Consider the following 25,897-nt stretch of genomic DNA (forward strand, 5'->3'; position numbering starts at 1 on the left):
CATAAATCACCACTTATCTGTATAATGAGATTACTATCGGATAAGGGGGAATGTTTTCATGCAAGTAACATTAAAAGGTGAAATTGTTGAAGTTTTAGGAACTCAACCCGTAGTTGGGGAGAAGGCACCAGCATTTTCGTTGTACAATACAGAAGACGAAAAGGTATCTTTGGATGATTTGCGCGGTTCGGTTGTCTTGATCAGCGTATTCCCGGACATCAACACGAGCGTTTGCGACAAACAAACACGCAAATTCAACGAGACGGCAGCAAATATCGAAGGTTTGACCTTGTTGTCAGTTTCGAAAAATACAAAAGAAGAATTGATCAACTGGTGCTCGGCAAACGGCATCGATATGCAGATGTTGCATGACGATGCAGGCGAGTTTGGGGAAGCGTATGGGCTGAAAGTGCCCAAATTAGGCAATAAGTTGGCCCGCAGCGTATTCGTCATCGACAAAGAAGGCGTTCTTTCCTACATGGAGATCGTGCCTGAAATCGCGACGGAACCGAATGAAGAAGCAGCATTGGCAGCTGCGAAAAATTTACTTTAATCGCATTGAGATTTCAATCAAAAGGTGCTAAACTAGTGAAGTATAAATAAGCGTCGATCAAGAAGAGTAGCTTACCCGGAACTACATAAGAGAGAAAAGCGTTTGGTGAAAGCTTTTTTGGGGAAGGAAAGTGAAGTAGCTTGTGAGCAAGTTGCGTGAAGGTCTGTGGACTGGGTAGCGCAGCTCGGAGTATTCTCCGTTATCAAAAAGAGAGACAGGGATTTGATTCCTGTAATTTAGGTGGTACCGCGATTCATATCGTCCTGCATATTCGTATGCAGGGCGATTTTTTTTCGCAACAAATCGATGAAAAAAAGAGAGAGGAAGTGGCTGAATGTCTAAAGCAGATGCAATGCCGACAAAGTATCAACCCCAGCAAGTAGAAGCAGGGAAATATCAAAAATGGGTGGAAGCGGGGCTGTTCAAGCCTAGCGGCGACAAAAGCAAAAAACCGTATTCGATCGTGATTCCGCCTCCGAACGTAACCGGCAGACTGCACTTGGGCCATGCCTGGGATGTGACGCTGCAGGATATGTTGATCCGCCAAAAACGCATGCAAGGATTCGATACGCTGTGGTTGCCTGGGATGGACCACGCCGGCATCGCCACCCAAGCCAAGGTTGAAGCGAAATTAGCCGAGGATGGACTTACCCGCTATGACCTGGGCCGGGAAGCCTTTGTCGACAAGGTATGGGAATGGAAAGAGGATTACGCTAGCGTTATCCGCGAGCAATGGGGAAAAATGGGCATTTCCGTTGATTATGACCGCGAGCGATTCACGCTCGATGAGGGTTTGTCGGATGCAGTTCGCAAAGTCTTTGTTGGATTGTACGAAAAAGACTTGATCTATCGCGGCGCATACATCATCAATTGGGATCCCAAAGCGAAAACAGCCTTATCCGATATTGAGGTAATCCACAAGGACGTTCAGGGCGCTTTCTATCACTTCCGCTATCCGATGACGGATGGCTCAGGCTACCTGGAGTTGGCGACTACCCGTCCCGAAACCATGTTGGGTGACACAGCCATCGCAGTTCATCCGGAAGATGCAAGATATCAGCAGTTCATCGGCAAGACCGTGACATTGCCGTTGGTGAATCGGGAAATCCCAGTCATCGCTGATGATTATGTTGAGATGGACTTCGGGACTGGTGTTGTTAAGATCACACCCGCTCATGATCCGAACGACTTTGAAGTCGGTTTACGCCATGATTTGCCGCAAGTGAACGTCATGAACGATGATGCGACGATGAACGAAGCAGCCGGAAAATATGCAGGCATGGATCGTTTTGCAGCGCGCAAAGCGATCATAAAAGATATGAAAGAACTGGGCTATTTGGTCAAAATTGAAGAAATGACCCACAGCGTCGGACATTCGGAACGAACAAACGTTATTGTGGAACCACGCATCTCAACGCAATGGTTCGTCAAAATGCAACCATTGGCTGAACGTGCGGTCGAAAATCAATCCACAGAAGAAAAAGTTTCCTTCTATCCTGAACGATTTGAGAATACTTTCCTGACTTGGATGGGCAACGTCCATGACTGGGTCATCTCTCGCCAATTATGGTGGGGACATCAAATCCCGGCTTGGTATCATAAGGAAACCGGCGAAATGTACGTAGGCATGGAAGCTCCGAGCGACAGCAAAAACTGGACGCAGGATGAGGATGTTCTGGATACGTGGTTCAGTTCAGCACTTTGGCCGTTCTCGACAATGGGCTGGCCGGATGAAGATGCGGAAGATTTCAAACGTTATTTCCCTACCAGCACGTTGGTTACCGGCTATGACATCATCTTCTTCTGGGTAAGCCGGATGATCTTCCAGAGTCTGGAGTTCACCGAAAAGCGTCCGTTTGAGAATGTACTGATCCATGGTCTGATCCGTGACGAGGAAGGCCGCAAAATGAGTAAATCGCTCGGAAATGGAATCGATCCGATGGATGTGGTCGAAAAATACGGAGCGGATGCCTTGCGTTGGTTCTTGGCGAACGGTTCTGCACCGGGTCAGGATGTCCGCTTCAGCTATGAGAAGATGGATGCATCCTGGAACTTCATCAACAAAATCTGGAATGCAAGCCGTTATGTGCTGCTCAATTTGGAGGATCTGACTTTCGACGCTATCGACATCTCAGGGGAAAAGACGATCGCCGATAAATGGATCCTTTCCAGCTTGAACAAGACCATAACAAAAGTGACGGATCTGTTCGAGAAATTTGAATTCGGTGAAGCAGGCCGTTTGTTGTACCGTTTCATCTGGGATGATTACTGCGACTGGTATATCGAAATGTCCAAAGAAGTTCTGCAAGGGGAAAATGAAGAGGCAAAACGGACAACCCGCAGCATCTTGGCGTATGTTTTGGATAATGTCTTGCGCTTATTGCATCCGGTCATGCCTTTCGTCACCGAAGAGATTTGGCAGAATGTACCGCATCAAGGCGATTCCATCGTGACGGCAGCCTATCCGGAAGCAAAGGCCAGCTATATCGATGAAGCAGCTGAAGAAGCGATGGAAAAACTGATCGAATTGATCCGCGGCGTCCGCAATGTCCGCGCTGAAATGAACACACCGTTGTCCAAAAAAGTTCCGATGCAGCTGAAAGTGAATGACGAGGCAACCGAAGCGATTTTCCGCGCCAACGAATCGTACATCTTCCGTTTCTGCAATCCGGATACGCTGGAAATCGGTCTACACATCCAAGCAGCCAGCGACGCTGTCACCGTAGTTTTCTCAGGTGGAGAGGTGTACATGCCGTTAGCCGGTCTGATCAAATTGGAGGATGAGATTTCCCGTCTCGAGAAGGAAGCGGAGAAATTGACCAAAGAAGTCGACCGTGTGGAAAGCAAATTGAATAACGAAAAATTCGTCAGCAAAGCCCCGCAGGCTGTAATCGAGGGTGAGAAACAAAAAGGAACGGAATACCGCGAAAAATTGGTGGCCGTGGAAGAACGCATCGCTGCCCTGAAAGAACAGTTGGCTTGACCATAGAATTAAATTGAATTGAACAGGAAGAACCCTATTAGCAAGCGCCTTTGTGGATAGGGTTCTTCTTAAATGGAAATGGAGTGAAGCGGTAGATGTTTGCAACTTATGAAGAAGCGATGGAATGGATCCATACCCGCAAAGGCATGGGTCCTAAACCGGGAATAGTCCGAATGAAATGGTTGATGGAAAAACTGGATCACCCGGAACGTAAATTCAGATCCATCCATATTGCCGGAACAAATGGAAAAGGGTCGAATGTTGCTTACTTAAGGAACCTGTTTATGGCGGCTGGCTATACGGTGGGAACCTTCACCTCGCCGCATATCGTCAGTTTCAATGAAAGGATCGGCGTGAATGGAGCGAACATCCCAGATGAGGACGTATTGGAACAAGCGAACATTCTGTACGCACTCTATGAGGAAATCGGCCTGACGGATATGGGCCCGCTGACAGAATTCGAAGTAGTGACCGCCATGATGTTCTCCTATTTTGGCTCCCATCCGTGCGATGTCGTATTGTTGGAAGTCGGCTTGGGCGGTCTATACGACAGCACGAATGTTGCTGAGCCGGATTTGTCGCTCATCACGACGATAGGCAAAGATCACAGCAATATTCTCGGAAATACAATTGAGAAAATCGCCTATCAAAAAGCGGGCATTATCAAGAAAGGGACACCGGTCGTCATTGGAAGATTGCCTGAAGCTGCTTTGTCGGTGATGCGGGACACTGCGGAAAAAAAGGCCGCGCCCTTGCATATATTCGGCCCGGATTTCAAAGTCTCCAATTGGCATGAGGGTTCTGATTACCATGAAGTCTTTGACTTTGCCTCTCCGTTGGGCACGTTTGAAAACCTGGAAATTGCCTTGATGGGTGGCCATCAAGTCGATAATGCAGCCACTGCGCTGCAAGCTTTCTTGTTGTTCTGCCAAAAATACGCTTTAGACTATTCGGAAATCACGATAAAAGCAGGACTTCTGGGGACAGCTTGGCCGGTTCGAATGGAAATCGTTTCGCAAGAACCGTTTGTCATGCTGGATGGTGCCCATAATATCCCGGCTATGGAAGTTCTGACTGAAGCGATCAAGAAGAAGTTTTCGGATAAGGACATCACCATTCTGTTGGCGGCGTTGGCGGATAAGGACCTGGAGGAAATGGGCCGGTTGATCAAGTCAATCCCTGACAGCAAGCTTTACGTGACTAGTTTTGATTTCCCCAGAGCTGCATCGGTCAAGGAACTGTGCGAGCGGATGGGCGTACCCGAAGCTGCAGCCTATAAAGATTGGAGCATTGCAATCGATGATCTGAAGGCGAAGCAATCCGAAGAGGGGCTGTTATTGATTACAGGCTCACTGTATTTTCTTTCCGAAGTAAGACATTATTTATTAAAGAATAAGGAGTTTTGAGATGCGTAAAAAAGCGGTCATTTTTGATATGGATGGATTGATGTTCGATACGGAGACGTTGGGATACCAAGCACAAGGTGAATTGGCTGAAGAGCTGGCTTTGCCGATAGCTTTCGACTTCGATTATTACCTGAAACAAGTAGGACGATCCGATAGGGATGTGATGCCTGAATTGGCCTCTGACTTCGGTGACGCTGAACTGGCGGAGCGATTCCTGAGAAAAATGAAAAAAAGGCAGACAACCATCGCTTCCGAGCAGGGACTTCCAATCAAAAAAGGCCTGTATGATTTGCTGGCCTTTCTGAAGGAGGAAGGTGTGGTATGCGTCGTTGCTTCCAGCAGCCGAAGGAGAGAGGTCAGCTTCTACCTTGAATTGGCTGATATTTCGCAATATTTCCGCTACCAAGTCTGCGGTGATGAAGTGTCCTTCGCCAAACCGGATCCGGAAATTTTCCTGAGTGCCTGGAAACCCCTCGGCATTCCGAAAGAGGACTGTCTGATCTTGGAAGACTCGCTTAACGGCATCCGTGCGGCCTATGATGCGGGCATTGAAGTAATCATGATCCCGGATCTGATTGTTCCGGATGACGAAGCGAAAGCAAAAACGACGGCCATTTTGCCGGATCTGCACGCGGTCATGGATTGGTTGAAAGAGAAATAACCTGTTTTGACCCTTCCTGCGTATCTATTGAGTAGACGGAAGGAAAGGGGTAAAACAGGATGGTGCAAGAAACAAATCTACTGATGGAGGTTCCGAAAGCCTCTCGCCCGCGTGAAAGGTTGGATCAATTCGGAGAAAAAGCTCTAGCGACGCATGAATTATTGGCGATCATTCTGCGTACAGGGCCCAGGGACAGCAATGCTATGCAGTTGGCTTTACGAGTGCTGAATGAGTTCGAGGATTTGCATTCTTTAAAGCTGGCCTCGCTGGAAGAATTGACTTCGATCCACGGAATCGGCCGAACCAAAGCGATCGAAATAAAGGCCTGTGTCGAATTGGGAGTCCGTGTAGCCAATGCCACGCAATTGAAGTGCGGTACGATCACCTCGACGCAAAGCGCCGGAACACTTTTGCAGAAAGAGATGCGCGACCTCCAGCAGGAACACGTGGTGGCTGTCTATCTGAACACAAAGAACGAAATCATCAAGAAAAAGACGATATTCATAGGCAGCCTGAACAGTTCGGTTGCGCATCCACGCGAAATTTTTCGTGAGGCGGTAAGGTTTGCCGCGGCTAGGATCATCCTTGCGCACAATCATCCTTCCGGAAATCCCGATCCCTCTGAAGCTGACTTGGTGTTTACTCGCCGAATGGTGGAATGTGGAGAAATGATGGGTATTGAGATTCTCGATCATTTCATCATCGGGGTCGATGATTATCTCAGCCTGCGGGAATACGGGATCATTTAGTCGCTGATTCCGCAAATATTTCCATTAGCTGAAATGAAAATTTGATGGCAAAAAACTTGCAATATCGGAAAACCTGATATATCATTATATTAGTGTTTTTGTTTGGTAAAGAGAAGATTGTCTTGAACATTCCTATCGTACCAAAAGCAAGAATCACATTTTTAGTGCTTTGCACGAGGAGGAATTTTTCATGGAAAAAGGAACAGTAAAATGGTTTAACGCAGAAAAAGGTTTTGGATTTATCGAACGCGAAAGCGGAGACGATGTATTCGTACATTTCTCAGCTATTTTAGGCGACGGATTCAAATCATTAGAAGAAGGACAAGCAGTTTCATTCGAAATCGTTGATGGAAACCGTGGACCGCAAGCTTCTAACGTAGAAAAAATCTAATTTTCCTTAACTTAAACGATCAAAGGGTCCGGGACACTGTCTCGGGCCCTTTTTAAATGCTGAGCTGCTTTATGCTTTACAGCGACAAATGTATAAATATTGCGTCAATTTGAATGGTTTTATTGCGTCAGTATTACCGATCGACGGCATTCCTGTCAAATAGATTAATTCTTTCTTTTGTTTGTTACATTGATGTTTTTCTTGTTCCGGTTTGTGGTAAAATAGAAAAGAATTTGTTTGTGGGAGAGTTTGTAGTCAATCAGACGGAAGGATGAGAAGTACTTGGTAAGTTTGAATTTTAAGGGTAAAAACATCGGAATTGATTTAGGTACGGCCAATACGATCGTCTTCATAGCAGGCAAGGGCATCGTAATCAGAGAACCTTCTGTCGTTGCTAAAAATATCCATACGGGGGAGATTCTGTCCGTTGGGGAAGAGGCTTTCCAGATGCTTGGTAGGACACCCGGCACCATTGTGGCATCCCGCCCGATGAAAGAAGGCGTCATTGCGGATTATGATACAACTGTCGCAATGATGAAATATTTCATCAAAAAAGCGACTGGTAATGCATTCATAAAACCATATGTGATGGTCTGCGTACCGAGTGGTGTGACGGAAGTCGAGAAACGTGCAGTGCTGGACGCTACCCGGACCGCCGGCGCCAAAGAAGCATTCATCATAGAAGAACCTTTCGCTGCCGCGGTGGGCGCGGGACTTCCCGTGCATGCACCTACAGGCAATATGGTTGTGGACATCGGTGGTGGGACGACGGATGTCGCGACAATTTCCCTTGGTGGAATCGTTACAAGCCGCTCGAGCACCGCTGGGGGTGATCGTATGGATGAGGCGATCATTCAATTCATACGCAAAAAATACGGTCTGCTGATCGGTGAGCGCACTGCCGAAAACATCAAAATAACAATCGGCTGTGCCGACATCGAACAGGCAGCTTCTTACGGCTCCATGGAAATAAGAGGCCGGGATATGGTGAACGGCCTGCCCAAAACTTTGGAGATCCATGCTGAGGATGTAGCGGTTGCGATTCATGATGTGGTCGAGAACATCATCCTTTCTGTGAGGGAAGTGCTGGAAGAGACCCCTCCCGAAATATCAGCTGACGTCATTGACCATGGTATTGTTCTGACAGGCGGCGGCGCTTTGTTGAAAAACATAGCTGAAGTCATTTCCGCGGAAGCGGAAGTTCCTGTGTTTATCGCCAACGATCCATTGGATTGCGTTTCCATCGGGACAGGCGAAACATTGAAGAATATTAACGTGTACAAACGTAAGAATTTAAGGCCTTAAGCATAATGAATGTAATTGAAAGTGATGTACGAAATGAGGTGTCAATGTGAATCAGTTTTTTAACAATAAAAAATTGATCATCCTATTGATCAGTGTGATCACCTTTATCAGCTTGATAGCATATTCTCTCACCAACAACAGAGAAGATACATCGATACCGCAACAAGTAGGGAACGATGTGACAGGCTCCATTGCGAGAATATTTTCGAAGCCGGCGGAAGTAGTGGCGAATTTTGTTGATTCAGTCGATAACCTGATGAATACGTATGAAGAAAATCAAGCTTTAAAAAGTAAAATTGATACCGTTTATGAGCTGCAAGTGAAAGTCTATAATCTGGAGCAAGAAAATGCACGGATGCAGGAAGAACTTGAATTAAAAAGCACTTTATCAGAATATGAACAAATCAATGCATCTGTAGTATCCCGCAACCCGGATAGTTGGTTGAACCAAATCGTCATCGACAAAGGGTCACAGGACGGGGTAGAGGTCGACATGTCGGTGATGGCAGGAAACGGTCTGATCGGTCGCGTATCTGAAGTCAATTCAACCAGCGCGAAAGTTCTTTTGTTGACTACTTCGAACGATACGACCAACCGGGTATCAGCTGAAATCCAAACGGAATCCGGTCCCGTTCATGGCATCGTCAATGGCTATGATGAGAACACAAAGATGCTATCCATGTCCCAGATTGCCCCTGATGCGGTGATCAATCCGGGCGACAGTGTGATCACTTCAGGATTGGGGGGCGTTTCGCCAAGCGCCTTGTTAATCGGAACCGTTAAAGAAGTATCCATGGACAGCTACGGCTTGTTCAAACAGGTGACGATTGAGCCTGCCGGAGAGGTTTATAATATCCGATTTGTGACGGTCATCAAACGGCTTAGCGGGAGTGGTGAGTGATGGTGCAGAATAGATCTTTGCATCACACTTATTTCATCCCCGTGATGCTTTACTTACTGATGATTTTGGATGGCTTTTTGATCAATGCCTTCCCGGGCCAGTTCGTCAGTGAAGAGTATATCCTCGTGCCCCACCTGGCGCTGTTCGGATTCGTGCTCTTTTCCTATTATTTCCCAAAGCAGCCGATGCAGTTGTACGCGGTTCTGTTCGGGCTACTGTTCGACAGTTATTACAGCGGCATTTTGGGCATTTACGCAGTGGCTTTTGCGGTGATCGTGTATTTCGTGAAGAAAATGCAAAAATATCTGACGGAAAATGTTTTCGTGTTGGCCTTGTTGTTCATCATGGCAATTGTAGCGGTAGATTCATTCGTTTTTGGCTTTTACAGCTTGATGGACATTACGCAGCTTGATTTCAGCGCTTTCGCTTCAGAACGCCTAGGACCCACAATCGTGTTGAACATTGTGTTGTTTATTGTAATATATTATCCATTGTTTAAGCTTGTATCCTGGATGTATGATTAAACAGGATGAGAAATGAATGAGACTTTTTTTAATGAAATACTTGCATTTAACGAACGCTGTGGTATTATTGTCTTAAATTCTAAATGCATTGAAGAGAAAAAGTAACTTTTGCCTATTTCCAGAGAGTTTGCGGGTGGTGCGAGCAAACAATAGCGATCAGTGAAATCACGTCTCTGAGCAAGAATACCGAAAAGACAGTATCCGCTGCCCTTAGTAGGTTGACTCGGTTGTGCCCGTTACAGCACTGACGTTTCAAATGGAACGTTATGAGGCGGTTTCTGTGAAGATGCCGCAAAAAAAGGTGGAACCACGACTTCAATCGTCCTTTAACTTCAGCAGGAAGTTAAAGGGCTTTTTTTATTGGAAATGGCTTGATGAGGGGCCACCACAAAATATGGTAATAAAAAAGTACACATATATGGAGGAGAAGAATATGAAAAAATTAGCATTAATGTTATTGGCGTCTACAAGTTTATTGGCTGCGTGTGGTGGAGGAGCTACTGAGGATTCTTCTGCAACCGGATCTGAAGCTTCAGGAATCAAAGAAACATTGGTGATGGGGCTGGACGATACCTTTGCACCGATGGGCTTTAAAGATGAGAGCGGTGAAATCGTCGGTTTCGATGTCGACTTGGCGAAAGAGGTTGCTGAACGTTTGGATGTGGATATTACTTTCCAACCGATTGATTGGGCAATGAAGGAAACTGAATTGGATTCCGGCAACATCGACATGATCTGGAACGGCTATACCATCACGGAAGAGCGCAAAGAGAAAGTACTTTTCACAGAACCTTATCTGAACAACAGCCAAATCATCGTCACAATGGCAGGAAGTGATATTGAGACAAAAGCCGATTTGGCTGGGAAAGTAGTCGCGACGCAACAAGGGTCTGCAGCATTCGATGCCATCAATGCCGACGAAACAGGAATTGCGGCTAAGTTTGATGGGGGAACGCCGATCTTGTACCCTACTTTCAATGACGTGTTCAACGACCTGGAAAGCGGCCGCAGTGATGCAATCGTCGTTGATGAAGTGTTGGGCCGTTACACAATGAAACAAAAAGGCGAGGAAAAGTATGCCGTTCTTACCGATAATTTTGGCGATGAAGAATATGGTGTGGGTGTCCGCAAGGAAGATGTCGCACTGAAAGAAGCGATTGATGAAGCGTTGAATGATATGCGTGAAGATGGAACGTACGATGAAATCTATACAACTTGGTTCGCTGAATAACATAATTGTTTGTTGAAGGAGGAAAGCCGCATGTTGGATGAGTTAAAAAAAGCTGCCTTGATCGGAGCGGGTTTATTGTTGTTGGCTGGATGCAACGGCGGGACTGCTGATGACGATTCCGCCAGCTCGGAAGCTGTTGCCGAGGAAACGCTTATTGTGGGTTTGGATGACACGTTTGCGCCGATGGGATTCCGTGACGACAACAATGAAATCATCGGATTCGATGTCGATTTGGCGAAAGAGGTCGGTGAACGGATCGGAGCCGAAATGATTTTCCAACCGATTGATTGGGCAATGAAGGAAACCGAACTGGATTCCGGTAACATCGACATGATCTGGAATGGCTATGCCATCACGCCGGAAAGGGCCGGAAAAGTACTCTTGAGCGAACCTTACATCGTGGATGCACAATCCATCATCGTTTTGAAGGACAGCGATATCCATACGAAAGCTGACCTGGAAGGGAAGCTGGTTTCGACACAACAATCCTCCAGTTCTGTTGATAAAATCATGGAAGATGCATCAGGGATATTTGAAAAATTGGGAGGGGATCTGGTGCTCTATCCTTCCAATAACAATTCCTTCAGCGACCTGGAATCGGGCCGCGTGGATGCCATCGTCGTAGGTGAAGTATACGGGCGTTACTACATGAAACAGTCCGGTAAAGACATCTACCGTGTTCTTGATGATAACTTCGGGGAAGACGAAATGGCAGTTGCCTTCAAAAAGGATAACACGGACTTGCAGGAGCGTGTCGATGCAGCTTTGGCCGACATGAAGGACGACGGAACCTTCGATGAAATATACGATAAATGGTTTTATAATGAATAACGAAAATATAGGGTAAGAAAGAGGTTTATGAAATGGACTTGATACAGACGATACTGCCATCATTGCTTGACGGCTTGAAGATGACACTTACGTTGTTCTTCATCATTGGGATCTCCAGCATTCCATTAGGGTTTCTGATTGCCGTCATCCGGGTTTACGGACCGAAGTGGCTGGGTTTTCTGATTCAGATATATGTCTTCATCATGAGAGGGACGCCATTGCTGTTGCAATTGATGTTTGTTTTCTTCGGTTTGCCACTGATAGGCATCACGTTGGATCGTTTTTCAGCAGCAATTTTGGCATATATGATCAACTACGCTGCCTATTATGCGGAAATCTTCCGTGGAGGTATCACTGCTGTTCCAAAAGGACAGTTCGAGGCCATTTCGGTGTTGGGTATTGGTAAGGTCAGAGGGTTTTTCAAAATCATCATTCCGCAGGTCACTAAGATCGTGTTGCCATCTGTAGGGAATGAAGTGATTGCGCTAGTAAAAGATACATCTTTGGTTTATGTCATCGGTCTCGGGGAACTGTTGCGCGCAGGGCAGATTGCTGCGAATACATATGCCTCGTTAGTGCCTTTCTTGGCTGTAGGTATCGTCTATCTATCCGTCACGGCGGTCATTACGGTGCTGCTGAATAAACTTGAATCCAAAGGGAACTTTTAGGGGGGAGCGGCAATCATGTTATTAAATGCGATGAATTTAAAAAAGTCTTATCATGACATAACCGTTATCGATGATTTTTCTTTCCACATCGATTCCAACGAGATCGTTGTGCTTGTGGGGCGTTCCGGAACGGGTAAAACAACATTGATGCGTTTGCTCAACAATCTTGAAAAAACAGACCAAGGCACCATTTCAATCGAGGATGCCGTCTTATGCAAACAAGGTTTGAAGGGCGCAGAATATGCAGACCGCAAAAAAAGGCGCCTTTACCAAAATAAAATCGGCATGGTGTTTCAGGATTACGCTTTGTTCCCTAACCTTACTGTGCTGGACAACCTGCTCGAGGCGCCGCTTGCGCAAAAGTTGGGCAGCCGTGTAGAGTTGGCGGCGAAGGCAGCCGGATTATTGGAGCAAATGGGATTGGAAGACAAACTGGAGGCGATGCCGTCGACTTTGTCTGGAGGCCAGAAGCAAAGGGTCGCAATCGCTCGGGCGATGATGCTGAATCCACGCGTACTTTGTTTTGACGAACCCACTTCTGCGCTCGATCGCGAATCCTCTGACAGCATAGGCAAGCTGATCCAGGAAATCGCTGCTGGAGGAACCGGCGTCCTGATTGTAACGCATGATATCGAGTTCGGGGAAAAATACGGCACCCGGATAGTATCATCAAGCGAATTCTTAAGAAATCATTGATCAAAATGCAGAAAATCGGACAGTCCGAACAAAAAACAGGGTAGCTACCCTGTTTTTTATTTAACCATTTTTTTATCCTCAGTGGAACAAATGATAGCTTATTTGATGAATGTTTTGATTTAGGTTGACTTGAGGCTCAATTTTTGATAAGCTATTAATGTTGTAAATGTGCGCACCACGGCTACAACCGCACGAATGGGAGTCATAAGACCTTAAAGGGCACTTCGTTTGGCGAGTCTAAGTAAAATAAGGAGGTGCAGAGAATATGTACGCAATTATCGTAACAGGTGGTAAACAATTAAAAGTTGAAGTTGGACAAGCGATCTACATTGAAAAATTAGATGCTGAAGCTGGTGATAAAGTAACTTTTGATGAAATCGTATTTGTAGGTGGAGAAGAAACCAAAATTGGCGCTCCATTCGTAACAGGTGCTTCTGTAGAAGGCACTGTTGAAAAACAGGGCAAAGAAAAGAAAGTAACTACTTTCAAATACAAGAGAAGAAAAGATACACACCGCAAGCAAGGTCATCGTCAACCTTATACAAAAGTAATCATTGACGCAATCAAAGCATAAGAGTGTGAATAACCATGATTGAAGTGAAATTTAAAGAAGATGACCATGGCAACCTGCTTTCTTTCGAGATTACGGGACATGCCGGGTATGGAGTAGCAGGTGAAGATATTATCTGTGCCGCTGTTTCCGTACTGGCCATCGAAACTGTGAATAGCGTTGAACGTTTAGCCGGTTACCAGATGCTTGTTGATGAAGCAAATGATGAAGGCGGGTATCTCTATGCGGAAATACTTTCCGAAAGGGAAGCGGAACAGCAATACATTACGCAGATTTTACTGAAGCATCTATTCTATTCGCTGGAAGATGTCGCTCAGACATATCCTGATTATGTGACCATAAAAATGCAATAAAAACTGTACTACTTAATAAGGAGGTGCAAACCACATGTTGAAATTGAATCTACAATTGTTCGCTCACAAAAAAGGGGGCGGATCTACTACCAACGGACGTGAGTCCCAATCTAAACGTTTAGGCGCTAAACGTGCAGATGGACAAACAGTAACTGGCGGATCGATTTTGTACCGTCAACGCGGAACAAAAATCCATCCAGGTACTAACGTCGGTATCGGTGGAGATGACACTCTATTTGCAAAAGTTGACGGTGTCGTTCGTTTCGAACGTTTAGGCCGTGACAAAAAACAAGTTTCTGTATACCCTACAGCTAAATAATACTTGTACTTTTGCCGATCAACCAATTACATACACACAAAAAACCTTGCGGGGGCAAATGATCAGTCACTTCCTTCGCAGGTTTTTTTGTATTTTATAGAATGACAAAAAGTAAGGGACGGTGAATGACTTGAAAGCAACAAATGTCGAGAGTCTTTTCGGATTAATGGATGAAGCTATCAAATTACTTCAAACGGAAGCTGAACTTTCATATGTAGAAGCGTTGTCCGAAACGTTGGAAAATCTTTCCTTTGAAGGGAAAGCACAACAAGTGGAAGGTTTGCCCTCAAAAGAGGCAGTCGAACGTTTGAACAGCCTCTACAAAAAGATGAATTTGGAAGCGTTGGATAAAGAAATCATCCGTAAGAGCATACAATTGACTTTCATCAAAGCAACGAAAGAAGATAAGCTCCAGATGAATCATCAAATGACACCGGACACGATTGCATATCTGATCGCTTATTTCATCGGAGAAATAAAAAAAGATAAGACAGAAAAACTGCATGTTTCAGATCTGGCAGCAGGAACAGGGAATCTTCTCAATATCGTTCTGGAGCATTTGACAAGCAGAGGCAATGAGGTGACTGCGGAAGCAGTTGACAACGATGACCTGTTGATCAGTGTCGCGGCGAACAGCGGATCCTTGATAGGATTATCCGAAAAAATCCATTATACCCACTCGGACAGCCTGCAGGAACTGTTGATTGAACCATCGGATATCATGGTATCGGATTTTCCAATCGGCTATTATCCAGTAAACGACCGCGCAAAAAACTACAAAACAGCTTTTTCGGAAGGGAATTCTTTTGCTCATTTCTTAATGTTTGAACAAAATGTGAACTATTTGAAAGAATCCGGCTGGGGGATTTTTATCGTTCCATCGGATATTTTTGAAACAGATAAAACATCTGTATTAATGGGGTGGCTAAAGGAAAACGTTCATATACAGGCATTTTTGAGCCTTCCAGCAGATCTGTTCCACAAAAATGGAATGAAAAAATCAATCATTATTGTTCAAAAAAATGGTGAAAAATCGATTCAAGCCGAACAAGTGCTTTTGGGGGAAATTCCAGATCTTAAAAACGCACAAAAGATGCAATCTTTCCTGGATATTTTCCACAATTGGAGCGCAAAGATGATATAATATTTATTAGAGATATAATAAAAATCAGTCAATTTAAAGGAGAGAAAAAAATGTCAAAAATCATCGCTATCAATGCTGGTAGCTCAAGCTTGAAATTTACATTATACGCTATGCCTGATCAGGAAGTTCTTGCAACCGGAATTATCGAAAGAATCGGTTTGAACGATTCCGTCTTCACCATCAAACACGGAGAAGGCGAAAAATTCCAAGTAACGGAAGATATTGCGAACCATGAGATCGCAGTGCATAACTTACTGGATCAATTATTAGCACTAAACATCATTTCAAGCTACGATGAGATCACAGGCGTCGGCCACCGTGTCGTTGCCGGCGGAGAAATCTTCAAAGATTCTGCGCGAGTGGATGATCTTGTTCTGGAACAAATCGAAGAATTGGCTGAATTGGCTCCATTGCATAACCCAGCTAACGCTACAGGAATTCGTGCGTTCAAAAAATTGTTGCCTGACATCACAAGTGTTGCTGTATTCGACACTTCTTTCCATACAACAATGCCGAAAGTAAATTACCTTTACAGCATTCCTATGGATTACTATGAAAAATATGCTGCCAGAAAATACGGCGCACACGGAACAAGCCACAAATACGTTGCTGAACGCGCTGCTGAAATGTTGGGCAGACCGATCGAAGAGTTGAAGATCGTTACGTGCCATATCGGAAACGGCGGTTCCATAACTGCTGTTCAGGGCGGAAAATCAATCGACACATCCATGGGCTTCACACCATTGGCAGGTATCACAATGGGAACACGCTCAGGTGACATCGATGCATCTTTGATCGCCTATTTGATGGGCAAACTGGGCATCACAGACATCAATGAATTCGTAGACATCCTGAACAAAAAATCAGGCCTGTTGGGACTTTCCGGCGTATCAAGCGATATGCGCGATGTTGAGACAGCAGCAGAAAACGGCAATGATCAAGCTCAAATCGCATTGGATATCTTCTACAACCGTATCCAAAAATACATAGGGCAATACGTTGCAATCATGAACGGTGTGGATGCGATCGTCTTCACTGCCGGCGTTGGTGAAAATTCTGCACCTACCCGTAAAATCATCATCGATGGCATTTCTTGGTTCGGTTGCGAAATCGACGACGAAAAGAACAATGTCCGCGGTGTTGAAAGAATCATTTCAACTGATGATTCAAAAGTTAAAGTATTGTTGATCCCAACGGACGAAGAGGTAATGATCGCTCGTGATGTTGTGCGTTTCAGCTAAAAATAAGAAAAGCGGAACGGGTTCGCCTCGCCCTTGTTAAGGAAACACCGTGACCTAAACGGTCAAGTACGCTGATGTCACAGTGCGAGATCAGAGGGCCTCCCTGTGAGGCCAGTTGCTGAGAGACTTCCTGCGTCAGCAGGTTAGTCGAACAGTGTCCTTGGCTAGTAGGAGACAAGAGGTTCCTATATGCCTTTTCTGAAGGGCTAACCCGTGAAGCTGACCATCTAATTTGGAAGCATGAAACATTTTGCAAACCTGCGAAAGACCAAAGATGATGAACTTTAGGATTCAAAAATAAAGGACGCTTTCTTATTACAACAAAAAAATTCCGTTATGCCAGTAATTGGCATAACGGAATTTTTTTGTTGAATACTTTTAAGCAGAAGGCTAGGCCGTTGCTTGTCATTTTTTGGGTTTTGGTTTATTCTCCAGGTCGGTCCGGACGACTAGCACATCGCAAGGTGCGTTGCGGATGACGTACTCCGAAACGGAGCCGATGAATAGTCTTTCGACGGCATTAAGGCCGGTCGCGCCGATCATAATCAGATCAACGCCGTATTCGGCAGGCAAATCTTTTGCGATGATGGCTTTTGGTGACCCATATTCGATGACGGTTTGAACATCCGTTATGCCTTCGTTTGTGGCATAGGTTTTGTATTCTTCCATCAACGTTTTGGATTGGCGGACAATTTCATCTGTGAAGCTGCCTTCAAACCCTGTAGGGGTCTGTATGGCTCTTGTATCGATAATATGAGTGATGATGATGGCTGCTTTATTCCGTTTGGCCACTTCCACTGCTTTACGGAAGGATAATTCTGATTCTCTCGATCCGTCAACCGGTATCAAAATTTTCTTATACTCTTGAAACATATTAACCACTCCTCTAAACTAGTATCGCTTACAAGTTTATTTTACTTCACTTTCCATAAAAATGAAAGCGTATGCGATTCTTTGCGGGAATTTATTGGTCAGCGACCCTGATTTTTCATCATGCCGGCCAGCCGGATACTGAAGAGTGCGGTATAGCCTGAAGCAATCAGCACAGCAAATGCATAAAGCAGAGCACTCCTGAAGAAAATTGTAAGCAGGCAGAGAAAACCAATCAACATGTACAGGGCTCCGCCGTTACGGAAAAAGAGCCAAATCTGATGGCGTTGCTGTTCGGTGATCCGATCTGGAGTCAATACGAAAACAGTGGGGCCTTTCAATGTCATGAAAAGTCCGGTCGAAACCAATAATAATGAAAAAAGGGCAATCAACAATTCAACCAAAGTGCGTCCTCCTCAAGGAAATTGCGGGATATTTGCTGAAAAAATGCTTTCCCATATTTTTAGTCTGCAAAAAAAGCTGCTCAAAGAGCAGCTCCAAAAGTATAAAACTTTATTAGAAATCCGATGGTGCCGGTGAGTATATTCTACTAGTTTTGAACCCGCATATAAGCAGGTGGGCTCCAATATCCAGTCTCTAACTACCAAATGATAAGGCGTGTTATCCACTGAGATAAACAGGATCCCAAGGTAGTAATAAATTGTTCGGTCAACACATTGAGAATATGTCGAACACCTCAGAAATCTATATACGTATAGTAGCATACTAATCAATAGTTGGCAAGCAAAACACAAGCATTTTAATCGGTAAACGTCACAGTAGCAACAGGTTAAACGCTACCAAATGGTACTCATGAATCTTTGTTGAAGCGGTGCTGCAATTGGTTAGCCAATGCTTGCTCGTATTTGCCTGTCGCAGCCGGCTCATAGTAGCGACGATTCTTCAGCGAATCCGGCAAATATTGTTGTTTGACCCAGTGATCCGGGAAATCATGCGGGTATTGATAACCGATGCCGCGGCCCAACTTATTAGCGCCGCTGTAATGGGCATCGCGCAGACTATCCGGTATGTTCCCAGACTTTCCGGCGCGCACGTCCGCGAGAGCACTGTCCAAGGCAAGATAGGCCGAATTTGATTTCGGCGAAAGGGCCAGATCGACGACAGCATTGGCCAAGGGAATCCGTGCTTCCGGCAAACCTAGCTTTTCTGCAGCCTGAACAGCCAAAACGGTTCGGGCCACAGCTTGCGGATTGCCTAAACCGATGTCTTCATAGGCACAGACCATCAACCGCCTGCAGGCGATCAGCAATTCGCCAGCTTCCAACAACCTGGCCAGATAATGCATGGCTGCATCGACATCGCTGCCGCGGATCGATTTTTGGAATGCCGATATAACATCGTAATGGGCATCGCCGTTCTTATCGTGGACCAAAGCTTTCTTTTGAACACATTCCTCAGCGATGTCGAGGGTGATGTGGATGGTGTCGTCTGCATCCGGTTTGGTGGATAGGGCTGCCAACTCCAAGGCGTTGAGAGAACCGCGGACGTCACCCATCGTGCTCCTGGCAAAATGGAGCAAGGCGTCTTCATCGATCACAATTTTTTCTTTCCCCAAACCGCGCTTTTCATCTGCAATGGCCCGTTCCAGCGCTAATATGACATCCTGTGTTGTCAGGGATTTCAACTCGAAAATCTGGGTTCGGCTCCGGATTGCGGGACTGATGCTGATGTATGGATTTTCAGTGGTGGCGCCGATCAGGATGACCTGACCGCTTTCAAGGTGCGGCAAGAGAAAATCCTGTTTGGGCTTGTCCAGTCGGTGCACCTCGTCCAACAAGAGAATGACCTGGCCGGAAAATTTGGCTTCCTCCACGACGATCTGCAGGTCTTTTTTTGTGTCGGTGGCGGCGTTCAGTTGACGAAAAGCCGAATGGGTCGATCCGGCGATGGCGCTCGCGATACTGGTTTTGCCGATTCCAGGTGGGCCGTACAGTATCATGGAAGACAACATCTTGGCATCAACCATGCGGCGGATGATTTTATTTTCACCCACCAGATGGCTTTGGCCTATGACTTCATCGATGTGGACGGGACGCATACGATATGCTAAAGGTTGTTTCATTATTCTCCGCTCCTTTTTCTCTACCCATTATATGCCATCTCCTAAAAAAGAACAAACATTCGCCCGGCTATTTCTTTTTGGCAGATTTGTGAAAATTGATTGAAAAGAAAAGCAGGCAACATCTTTACTATTTACAAGCAGAAAAGCTATAATGAATACATTGAAAATTGGAAGCAGAAAGTGAGAGCACACAATGACAGATTTCAAGGAGATTATTCTAACACATAAATTATCGGCATTATTTTCGAAAGCCTCTTTTGGAATCGAAAAAGAAAGCCAGCGGATAACGGGTGCAGGCACGATCGCTAAGACAAACCATCCTGCAATATTCGGGAATCGCAGTTTCCATCCGTACATCCAGACTGATTTTGCGGAAAGCCAACCGGAATTGATCACACCGCCGATGCAGTCGATAGAGGAAACACATGAATGGCTGACGGCTATACATGATGTCGTGCTGCGGTCGTTGCCGGAAGATGAATATCTGTTGCCTTGCAGCATCCCGCCGACCATGCCGGCGAGCGAAGAAATTAAAGTAGCCAGGTTGGACAGTGCGGATGATGTGGCGTACCGGGAGTACCTTGTATCTGTTTACGGGAACAAAAAACAGATGGTAAGTGGCATCCATTTCAACTTCGAGTTGAATCCTGCCCTCATCAAAGAGCTTCATCAGCTTTCCTGTTCTGCTGGGACGCTTAAAGCGTTCCAATCGGATGTCTACTTGAAGATGGCTCATAACTTCATCCGTTATCAATGGATTATGACTTATCTTATGGGAGGATCCATTTCCGCGGATAGGTCCTATTTCGAAAAAGAAATACAGGATGATTTGCCTTTGGATGGGTACACAAGAAGTATCCGCAGCAGCAAATATGGATACGTAAATAAAGCGGATGTGCATGTTTCTTTTGAATCGATTGATGCCTATGTGCAGGATATCGAACAGATGGTAATAAGCGGTAAGCTTATTGCCGAAAAGGAGTTTTATTCCACTGTCCGTTTCAGAGGGGCCAACAAAGCGCGTGATTTACTGACGAACGGAATCGCTTATCTCGAATTCAGGTTGTTCGATTTGAACCCCTTCGCTGAGTTTGGAATGCATAAAGAGGATATGTACTTCATCCATTATTTCTTACTCTATTTATTGTGGATCGAGAAGGATGCCAGCGAAGAAGAGATGAAAATCGGAAAAGAAATGAATTACAGCACTGCATTGGAGAATCCTCTGCAGCCATCCGCGTTCCAAAAGGAAGGACTGTCCGTCCTGGAGGGGATGTTGCAGATGCTGGAAGCGATTGGCGCAGAAGAGAAAATCAACGCCATCGTCAAAGAAAAAATCGAAGCATTCTACAATCCGGAGAAAACAGTGGCAGGCCAGATGGTCAAAGCAGTGGACGCGGCAGAGGACAAAACGACTTGGGCCACATCATTGGCCAAAAAGTACAAAGAAGCTGCTTGGAAACGTCCGTATGCCTTGAGAGGCTTTGAGGACATGGAACTCTCCACACAGATCCTGATGTTCGATTCCATCCAAAAAGGCTTAAAAATCAACATGCTCGACCGCTATGACCAATTCATCTCGCTGACCTACAAGAACCATCGCGAATACGTGAAGAACGGTAATATGACGGCAAAGGACAGTTATATCGGCCCACTCATCATGGAAAACAAAGTCGTCACAAAAAAAATACTGGCGGAGAACGGATTCGCGGTGCCGGACAGCGGTGAGTATCATTCTGTGGCAGCCGCCCTACGCGACTATTCTATCTTTGCCGGGAAAGGCATCGTCGTCAAACCAAAGTCAACCAACTATGGACTAGGTATTTCCATCTTCAAGGACGGTGCAACAGCTAAAAACTACGAAAAAGCGGTACGCATCGCATTTGAAGAGGATGAGGATATATTGGTCGAGGATTTCTTGGCCGGAACCGAATACCGATTCTTTGTCATCGGCAATGAAACAAAAGCCGTGTTGCTGCGTGTCCCTGCCAACGTGGTAGGCGATGGCAGCCACACGATCCGTCAATTGGTCGAGGAGAAGAATAAAGACAGTCTCCGCGGAAAAAATCACCGGTCCCCTTTGGAATTGATAGCGACTGGGGAACTCGAAAAATTGACGATCCAAGGGCAAGGGTATAGTTTTGACAGTGTTCCGTCTGCAGGGAAAACTGTCCGTCTGAGGGACAATTCAAACATCAGTACCGGTGGTGATTCAATTGATTTTACAGATCAGATGGACGACAGCTACAAAAAGCTTGCTGTGCAGATGGCAGCCTCACTGGGTGTGGCGGTCTGTGGAGTGGATATAATTATCCCGGATCATTCGGTCCCGGCTACGAAAGAGGAGCCGAACTACGGGGTGATCGAGGCGAATTTCAACCCAGCCATGCTGATTCACATTTATCCGTACCAAGGGAAAAGCCGACGCTTGACGATGGAAATCCTTCGCTTATTGTTCCCGGAAATGCAGCTGGAGGAAGAGTAGGGGGAACTTCATGAAAAAATCATTTCTGAGAATTGCCAGCCATATTACCATTGCTTTCATCATGTTTTACGGATATCTCATCGCGAAGGGATTCAACGACTGGGGGAATCTGTCGTCATTTGATCCCCTGCTCGTTCCAGCTCTGTCGGCAGGCCTGTTCCTATCAATCCACGTGCATGTCTTTCTTCATGAAGGGGGACATTTTCTCTTTGGAAAATTGAGCGGTTATCAGCTAGTCAGCTTTCAAGTCAGACGTTACAAATATAGCCAAGCAGATCACAGCCTGCATCATATGCAGGCTGCCTCCCCGTTACTGGCGGGCCAATGCTTGATGGCACCGCCTGAAGGGGACTATGCGGAATTGCCGTATCGCAGTTATCTGCTGGGTGGCATTATGGCCAATGCTTTGACGGGCACAATCTTGTACTGCTTGGCTTTTTTGATGGAACTGAAGACAGGTTCCCTGTTCGTTTTGTTCAGTTTGGTGCCTGTCTGGATGACTTTAGCGAACCTGCTGCCGAAAGCGCAGAATGATGGAGCCTTGCTGAGGGAAGCAAGCCGATCATTGCCTGCGCGCAGGCTCCTGTTCCAGCAATTAGAGATGGCACAGCTTATCGAAGAAAAAGTACCTTTTGCCGACTTACCGGACGCCTATTTCGAAAGTATACACGATGCTCAGTATCAAAAAACCTTCCTGGTGGACTACTTCTACATGGTCGCATATGTCCGCGCTTTGGGGGAACTGGATTTTGAAGAAGCCGATTCATTGTTGCAGACTTTTTCGGCCAACCGTCCAGTAGAAGAGTCGGTCTATTGGCCCGTTTATATGATGGAATCTTTGTTTTGCGATGCGCTGTTCGGTCGGCTCGCTAATGCAGAGGAAAAATACATCCAAATACAAGCCCATCCTTTGTTGAAAAGGTACTGGATCGCAAACAACAGAATAAGGGCAGCGTATGCGTTTTTCTGTCTTACTGATATTGCAGAAACGAAGAAATTGCTGGGACGGGGTCCAGCAACTGCCCAAGATTCCTCGAAGGAAATGGAAACCAGCATCGAACTGCGCCTATACCGTTGGCTCAACAGTTATTTTGAACACTAGAAAGACTTGAGACAGAAAGAAGGTAACAAATTGATTTATTTCGATCATGCCGCTACGACTCCAGTGAGACCTGAAGTTGTGTCGGTCATTCAGGAATCGCTTATCGAAGATTTCGGCAATCCTTCTAGCACCTATGCTCTGGGAAGACGAACAAGACAGCATATCGACCAGTCACGCAGGATTTTTGCGGCATCCATCCAAGCAAATCCCGCTGATATCATCATCACAAGCTGCGGCTCCGAATCCAACAATACAGCGATCATACCGACTGCGTTGGCTCTGAAGGAAAAGGGCAAACACCTTATCACTTCTGCAGCGGAACACCATGCAGTCCTGCATCCGATGCATTATCTGGAAACGTTAGGCTTCGAGGTGACTTATCTGCCGGTGGATGATACCGGAAAAGTAACCTTGCAATCCGTGAAGGGTGCGATACGCGAGGATACAATCCTAGTCTCGTTGATGTATGCCAACAACGAGGTTGGCAGCATCAATCCGATTGCCGCAATCGGCGCGTTTTTGGCCGAGCAGAACATCCTGTTCCACACCGATGCCGTTCAAGCATATGGCAGTGAGCGGATTGATGTGGGGCAACAGCATATCGACTTCTTATCGGTTTCCGCGCATAAAATCAATGGCCCCAAAGGCATCGGATTTTTATACCGCAAAAATAACCTGCATCTGCCTAATTTCATCCATGGCGGCAGCCAGGAGAACGACCACCGTGGCGGTACAGAAAATACGCCGTACATCAGAGGGTTTGCTGAGGCCGTCACTCTGATGGAAGCAGAACGCAAAGAGAGTAATCGCAAAAAGCGTGAACTAGGCGAGTATTTCCTGAGCGGACTTGAAAAAAGCGGGATCCCATTTAAATGCAATGGTGCCTACTCTGAAGGGGTACCGCATATCTTGAATATCTGGCTACCCGGCATGCGTTCCGACAAAATGCTGATCCAATGCGATCTCAAAGGGATCATGCTGGCGGCCGGATCCGCCTGTACAGCCGGCAGCCTTGAACCGAGCCATGTATTGGCTGCGATGTACGGAATGGATAATCCGCGCGCAGCGGAATCCTTGCGCATTTCATTCGGACCGGATAATACTACTGATGAGGCGGACACACTGATTGCCTTGCTGAAAAGCATCTACAATAAGCAATACAAGAACGTCTGAACGAAAGAAAAAAATGTGTTATGATAGAGAAAACGTTATCTTGGAGGACTGCATATGGCATTCGAAAAAAATGTATCTTTAAAGGGATCCGGAAAAACCTTTCGATTGAACGAACAGGTGAAACGCTACACTTTGCGCGACAATGGTTTTGAAGAAACCAAAAACGGCAATTTCCAAATGGTCCGCGATTTGGACAACAGCGTGTTAAATAAACAAGGGATCAAAGTGAAAATTGTCGTTGCTGCCGATCTGAAAACATTGAAAGTTTCTACAACGACGAGCAACGGATTGCAGACAGTGGATGTCTACGGCAAGGCAACCATGGCGGCTGCGAAAGAGCAGCTGGAATACATTTTGGACAGTCTGGTCGAAAATGGCGTCCTGGCTGAAGTGTCGGAGTGATCCAAACTTATTTGTGATATCTGAAAACAACGGACCGGTACTGTGAGAGTTAATTCTTATGGCCGGTCTTTTTTTGTTACAAAATAAAAAGTGTAATTCGCTTGGATGCATGTGCACCAAAAAAACACGATGGACACTATAAGTGCATTAATATAATTATATAAACCGCTATTTTTTTCATTCCATTTTCTATGAGATATGGTATACTTATTCAGAATCGCACAAACAATTCGGGAGATGAAGAAAGTGGAACAAAAATATCAAGGCGCAGCTATGACTACTGTTGATAAAAGCGCCCTAAAGAAGTCAAATTTATTTGAGACTTCGCAAGTAAAATATTTCATCAGATGTATGCTTGCCGGTATGTTTTTGACGTTGGGTACATCAATCGCTGTTATGGTCGCTGAAAAAGCAGAACATATGCTGCCAGGTAGCGGGAAGTTTTTCTATTCATTCATGTTTGCATGGTCTTTGGTCATGATCAATTACATGAACACAGAATTGGGTACATCCAATATGATGTACATGACGGCAGCTGTTTACCGCAAGGTGTTGGCACCAAAAAGAGCTTTAGCAATTTTATTCGCTTGTATCCTTTTCAACCTAATCGGAGGCGCAATCGCTTCATTCGTCATGTCATTCACGAATATTTTCCAAGATTTGCCGGCTGAGCACTTCCTGTTCCATGCAGTTGAAGGCAAATTGCTCAAAACACCTATACAGATGGTAGCCGAAGGTATTTTCGCAAACGTCATCGTAAATACGACTGTATTTGTGAGCGCCCATATGAAGGATGACGCGGGCAAACTTTATTCGACTATTTTCATCATCTTCATCTTTGCATTCTTAGGTTTTGAGCACGTTATCGCCAACTTCTCTTCCTTCAGCCTTGCGTTTTTTGCATTCGGCGGCGCTTTGCCAGGGATGACGGTCGGCAGCGTACTGACGAACTGGTTCTTCGCTATGATCGGGAATTACATCGGCGGCGGATTGATCATCGGTTTGCTTTACTCATGGATGAACAAAGATTCCGAAGTATACGTTGACTAAGCTTCACCAATTGAAAACGAGAAGGGTCCGGTAGCCGGTATCCTTCTCGTTTTTTCTTCTGCGGATAAAAAAACTGTCCGAATGAAGATTTGTTCGTTTTTCCGGGTGAATGCTTGCACCAACCGGCGATAACGCTTACGCATGGTTGACAAAAGCGAAGATTATCTGTATTGTTTTACTGTTATTTGTTAATGGAAATAAGGCA

The 25,897-nt window shown here is 45.6% G+C and carries 26 protein-coding genes, 1 other RNA gene and 3 other annotated features; of the genes, 23 read left to right on the forward strand and 4 right to left on the reverse strand.

Features of this window, described 5'->3' with window-relative positions; genetic code table 11:
* The first annotated feature begins 58 nt into the window (after positions 1 to 58).
* From tpx to BLV66_RS00795, 18 genes are all read left to right on the forward strand, one after another.
* Positions 59 to 553 (forward strand): thiol peroxidase, encoded by a 495-nt coding sequence (tpx, locus tag BLV66_RS00710; protein ID WP_086985398.1) that lies wholly within the window; start codon positions 59 to 61, stop codon positions 551 to 553.
* A gap of 44 nt (positions 554 to 597) precedes the next feature.
* Positions 598 to 822, forward strand: a binding site (T-box leader).
* Between the two features lie 65 nt (positions 823 to 887).
* Entirely contained in the window at positions 888 to 3,536 is a 2,649-nt protein-coding gene (locus BLV66_RS00715) for a valine--tRNA ligase (RefSeq protein ID WP_086985397.1), read from the forward strand.
* A gap of 95 nt (positions 3,537 to 3,631) precedes the next feature.
* A complete protein-coding gene (locus tag BLV66_RS00720; RefSeq protein ID WP_086985396.1) occupies positions 3,632 to 4,942 on the forward strand; it encodes a bifunctional folylpolyglutamate synthase/dihydrofolate synthase in 1,311 nt (436 codons plus the stop codon).
* Between the two features lies 1 nt (position 4,943).
* A complete protein-coding gene (locus BLV66_RS00725) occupies positions 4,944 to 5,603 on the forward strand; it encodes an HAD family hydrolase (protein WP_086985395.1) in 660 nt (219 codons plus the stop codon).
* A gap of 59 nt (positions 5,604 to 5,662) precedes the next feature.
* Positions 5,663 to 6,352: a RadC family protein gene (gene radC / locus BLV66_RS00730; RefSeq protein WP_176974078.1), complete on the forward strand. Its 690-nt coding sequence runs from the start codon at positions 5,663 to 5,665 to the stop codon at positions 6,350 to 6,352.
* Between the two features lie 190 nt (positions 6,353 to 6,542).
* The gene (cspD, locus tag BLV66_RS00735; protein ID WP_086628303.1) at positions 6,543 to 6,743 is read left to right on the forward strand and encodes a cold-shock protein CspD; all 201 of its coding nucleotides are present in this window, start codon (positions 6,543 to 6,545) and stop codon (positions 6,741 to 6,743) included.
* A gap of 291 nt (positions 6,744 to 7,034) precedes the next feature.
* Complete coding sequence (locus BLV66_RS00740; protein ID WP_086985997.1) at positions 7,035 to 8,048, forward strand: rod shape-determining protein; 1,014 nt, start codon at positions 7,035 to 7,037, stop codon at positions 8,046 to 8,048.
* 46 nt (positions 8,049 to 8,094) lie between these two features.
* Positions 8,095 to 8,949 carry a rod shape-determining protein MreC gene (gene mreC, locus BLV66_RS00745; protein WP_086985394.1) on the forward strand — a complete coding sequence of 285 codons (855 nt, stop codon included), beginning with the start codon at positions 8,095 to 8,097 and terminating at the stop codon, positions 8,947 to 8,949.
* Positions 8,949 to 9,473 (forward strand): rod shape-determining protein MreD, encoded by a 525-nt coding sequence (gene mreD, locus BLV66_RS00750; RefSeq protein WP_086985393.1) that lies wholly within the window; start codon positions 8,949 to 8,951, stop codon positions 9,471 to 9,473. The genes mreC and mreD overlap by 1 nt, the downstream gene beginning before the upstream one ends.
* Positions 9,474 to 9,552: 79 nt before the next feature.
* Positions 9,553 to 9,803, forward strand: a binding site (T-box leader).
* A gap of 103 nt (positions 9,804 to 9,906) precedes the next feature.
* A complete protein-coding gene (locus BLV66_RS00755; protein WP_176974080.1) occupies positions 9,907 to 10,704 on the forward strand; it encodes an amino acid ABC transporter substrate-binding protein in 798 nt (265 codons plus the stop codon).
* 30 nt (positions 10,705 to 10,734) lie between these two features.
* Positions 10,735 to 11,535 (forward strand): amino acid ABC transporter substrate-binding protein, encoded by an 801-nt coding sequence (locus BLV66_RS00760; RefSeq protein WP_086985392.1) that lies wholly within the window; start codon positions 10,735 to 10,737, stop codon positions 11,533 to 11,535.
* 32 nt (positions 11,536 to 11,567) lie between these two features.
* Positions 11,568 to 12,203 (forward strand): amino acid ABC transporter permease, encoded by a 636-nt coding sequence (locus tag BLV66_RS00765; RefSeq protein WP_086941783.1) that lies wholly within the window; start codon positions 11,568 to 11,570, stop codon positions 12,201 to 12,203.
* Positions 12,204 to 12,218: 15 nt separating this feature from the next.
* Positions 12,219 to 12,899: an amino acid ABC transporter ATP-binding protein gene (locus tag BLV66_RS00770; RefSeq protein ID WP_086985391.1), complete on the forward strand. Its 681-nt coding sequence runs from the start codon at positions 12,219 to 12,221 to the stop codon at positions 12,897 to 12,899.
* Positions 12,900 to 13,074: 175 nt separating this feature from the next.
* Positions 13,075 to 13,148, forward strand: a sequence feature (ribosomal protein L21 leader region).
* A 16-nt stretch (positions 13,149 to 13,164) separates the two neighbouring features.
* A complete protein-coding gene (rplU, locus tag BLV66_RS00775; protein ID WP_086628296.1) occupies positions 13,165 to 13,473 on the forward strand; it encodes a 50S ribosomal protein L21 in 309 nt (102 codons plus the stop codon).
* Positions 13,474 to 13,487: 14 nt separating this feature from the next.
* Positions 13,488 to 13,823 carry a ribosomal-processing cysteine protease Prp gene (locus BLV66_RS00780; RefSeq protein WP_086985390.1) on the forward strand — a complete coding sequence of 112 codons (336 nt, stop codon included), beginning with the start codon at positions 13,488 to 13,490 and terminating at the stop codon, positions 13,821 to 13,823.
* Between the two features lie 34 nt (positions 13,824 to 13,857).
* Positions 13,858 to 14,142: a 50S ribosomal protein L27 gene (rpmA, locus tag BLV66_RS00785; protein WP_068560128.1), complete on the forward strand. Its 285-nt coding sequence runs from the start codon at positions 13,858 to 13,860 to the stop codon at positions 14,140 to 14,142.
* Positions 14,143 to 14,272: 130 nt separating this feature from the next.
* Positions 14,273 to 15,286 carry a class I SAM-dependent methyltransferase gene (locus BLV66_RS00790; protein WP_143033071.1) on the forward strand — a complete coding sequence of 338 codons (1,014 nt, stop codon included), beginning with the start codon at positions 14,273 to 14,275 and terminating at the stop codon, positions 15,284 to 15,286.
* 50 nt (positions 15,287 to 15,336) lie between these two features.
* A complete protein-coding gene (locus BLV66_RS00795) occupies positions 15,337 to 16,527 on the forward strand; it encodes an acetate/propionate family kinase (RefSeq protein ID WP_086985388.1) in 1,191 nt (396 codons plus the stop codon).
* 405 nt (positions 16,528 to 16,932) lie between these two features.
* Here the strand turns inward: BLV66_RS00795 and BLV66_RS00800 are convergent, their stop codons facing one another.
* The 4 genes from BLV66_RS00800 to BLV66_RS00815 form a co-directional block, all read right to left on the reverse strand.
* Positions 16,933 to 17,400: a universal stress protein gene (locus BLV66_RS00800; protein WP_086985387.1), complete on the reverse strand. Its 468-nt coding sequence runs from the start codon at positions 17,398 to 17,400 to the stop codon at positions 16,933 to 16,935.
* Positions 17,401 to 17,498: 98 nt separating this feature from the next.
* Positions 17,499 to 17,801 carry a hypothetical protein gene (locus BLV66_RS00805; RefSeq protein WP_086985386.1) on the reverse strand — a complete coding sequence of 101 codons (303 nt, stop codon included), beginning with the start codon at positions 17,799 to 17,801 and terminating at the stop codon, positions 17,499 to 17,501.
* A 113-nt stretch (positions 17,802 to 17,914) separates the two neighbouring features.
* A non-coding RNA gene (gene ssrS / locus BLV66_RS00810) (6S RNA) lies at positions 17,915 to 18,104 on the reverse strand.
* A 104-nt stretch (positions 18,105 to 18,208) separates the two neighbouring features.
* A complete protein-coding gene (locus BLV66_RS00815) occupies positions 18,209 to 19,480 on the reverse strand; it encodes a replication-associated recombination protein A (RefSeq protein ID WP_086985385.1) in 1,272 nt (423 codons plus the stop codon).
* A 193-nt stretch (positions 19,481 to 19,673) separates the two neighbouring features.
* On the opposite strand from BLV66_RS00815, the gene gshAB reads away from it, so the two are divergent.
* From gshAB to BLV66_RS00840, 5 genes are all read left to right on the forward strand, one after another.
* Positions 19,674 to 21,965 carry a bifunctional glutamate--cysteine ligase GshA/glutathione synthetase GshB gene (gene gshAB / locus BLV66_RS00820; RefSeq protein WP_086985384.1) on the forward strand — a complete coding sequence of 764 codons (2,292 nt, stop codon included), beginning with the start codon at positions 19,674 to 19,676 and terminating at the stop codon, positions 21,963 to 21,965.
* 10 nt (positions 21,966 to 21,975) lie between these two features.
* Positions 21,976 to 23,067, forward strand: a complete 1,092-nt coding sequence (locus tag BLV66_RS00825; protein ID WP_086985383.1) for a hypothetical protein — start codon at positions 21,976 to 21,978, stop codon at positions 23,065 to 23,067.
* A 30-nt stretch (positions 23,068 to 23,097) separates the two neighbouring features.
* Positions 23,098 to 24,240 (forward strand): cysteine desulfurase family protein, encoded by a 1,143-nt coding sequence (locus BLV66_RS00830; protein ID WP_245826650.1) that lies wholly within the window; start codon positions 23,098 to 23,100, stop codon positions 24,238 to 24,240.
* 54 nt (positions 24,241 to 24,294) lie between these two features.
* On the forward strand, positions 24,295 to 24,642 hold the full coding sequence (locus BLV66_RS00835; RefSeq protein WP_086985381.1) for a cysteine desulfurase: 348 nt from the start codon (positions 24,295 to 24,297) through the stop codon (positions 24,640 to 24,642).
* Between the two features lie 273 nt (positions 24,643 to 24,915).
* A complete protein-coding gene (locus BLV66_RS00840; protein ID WP_086985995.1) occupies positions 24,916 to 25,692 on the forward strand; it encodes a formate/nitrite transporter family protein in 777 nt (258 codons plus the stop codon).
* The last annotated feature ends 205 nt before the right edge of the window (positions 25,693 to 25,897 follow it).

This window comes from Trichococcus collinsii, from assembly GCF_900107505.1.
Taxonomy (GTDB): Bacteria; Bacillota; Bacilli; order Lactobacillales; family Aerococcaceae; genus Trichococcus; species Trichococcus collinsii.

What these genes read in the sequence shown, in the direction of transcription:
- BLV66_RS00835 (WP_086985381.1), top strand. Translation starts at nt 24,295, where the DNA reads ATGGCATTCGAAAAAAATGTATCTTTAAAGGGATCCGGAAAAACCTTT.
- BLV66_RS00725 (WP_086985395.1), top strand. Translation starts at nt 4,944, where the DNA reads ATGCGTAAAAAAGCGGTCATTTTTGATATGGATGGATTGATGTTCGAT.
- rplU (WP_086628296.1), top strand. Translation starts at nt 13,165, where the DNA reads ATGTACGCAATTATCGTAACAGGTGGTAAACAATTAAAAGTTGAAGTT.
- BLV66_RS00755 (WP_176974080.1), top strand. Translation starts at nt 9,907, where the DNA reads ATGAAAAAATTAGCATTAATGTTATTGGCGTCTACAAGTTTATTGGCT.
- mreD (WP_086985393.1), top strand. Translation starts at nt 8,949, where the DNA reads ATGGTGCAGAATAGATCTTTGCATCACACTTATTTCATCCCCGTGATG.
- rpmA (WP_068560128.1), top strand. Translation starts at nt 13,858, where the DNA reads ATGTTGAAATTGAATCTACAATTGTTCGCTCACAAAAAAGGGGGCGGA.
- BLV66_RS00720 (WP_086985396.1), top strand. Translation starts at nt 3,632, where the DNA reads ATGTTTGCAACTTATGAAGAAGCGATGGAATGGATCCATACCCGCAAA.
- radC (WP_176974078.1), top strand. Translation starts at nt 5,663, where the DNA reads ATGGTGCAAGAAACAAATCTACTGATGGAGGTTCCGAAAGCCTCTCGC.
- BLV66_RS00780 (WP_086985390.1), top strand. Translation starts at nt 13,488, where the DNA reads ATGATTGAAGTGAAATTTAAAGAAGATGACCATGGCAACCTGCTTTCT.
- gshAB (WP_086985384.1), top strand. Translation starts at nt 19,674, where the DNA reads ATGACAGATTTCAAGGAGATTATTCTAACACATAAATTATCGGCATTA.
- BLV66_RS00840 (WP_086985995.1), top strand. Translation starts at nt 24,916, where the DNA reads ATGACTACTGTTGATAAAAGCGCCCTAAAGAAGTCAAATTTATTTGAG.
- BLV66_RS00765 (WP_086941783.1), top strand. Translation starts at nt 11,568, where the DNA reads ATGGACTTGATACAGACGATACTGCCATCATTGCTTGACGGCTTGAAG.
- BLV66_RS00715 (WP_086985397.1), top strand. Translation starts at nt 888, where the DNA reads ATGTCTAAAGCAGATGCAATGCCGACAAAGTATCAACCCCAGCAAGTA.
- BLV66_RS00825 (WP_086985383.1), top strand. Translation starts at nt 21,976, where the DNA reads ATGAAAAAATCATTTCTGAGAATTGCCAGCCATATTACCATTGCTTTC.
- BLV66_RS00795 (WP_086985388.1), top strand. Translation starts at nt 15,337, where the DNA reads ATGTCAAAAATCATCGCTATCAATGCTGGTAGCTCAAGCTTGAAATTT.
- BLV66_RS00800 (WP_086985387.1), bottom strand. Translation starts at nt 17,400, where the DNA reads ATGTTTCAAGAGTATAAGAAAATTTTGATACCGGTTGACGGATCGAGA.
- BLV66_RS00815 (WP_086985385.1), bottom strand. Translation starts at nt 19,480, where the DNA reads ATGAAACAACCTTTAGCATATCGTATGCGTCCCGTCCACATCGATGAA.
- BLV66_RS00760 (WP_086985392.1), top strand. Translation starts at nt 10,735, where the DNA reads ATGTTGGATGAGTTAAAAAAAGCTGCCTTGATCGGAGCGGGTTTATTG.
- cspD (WP_086628303.1), top strand. Translation starts at nt 6,543, where the DNA reads ATGGAAAAAGGAACAGTAAAATGGTTTAACGCAGAAAAAGGTTTTGGA.
- tpx (WP_086985398.1), top strand. Translation starts at nt 59, where the DNA reads ATGCAAGTAACATTAAAAGGTGAAATTGTTGAAGTTTTAGGAACTCAA.
- BLV66_RS00770 (WP_086985391.1), top strand. Translation starts at nt 12,219, where the DNA reads ATGTTATTAAATGCGATGAATTTAAAAAAGTCTTATCATGACATAACC.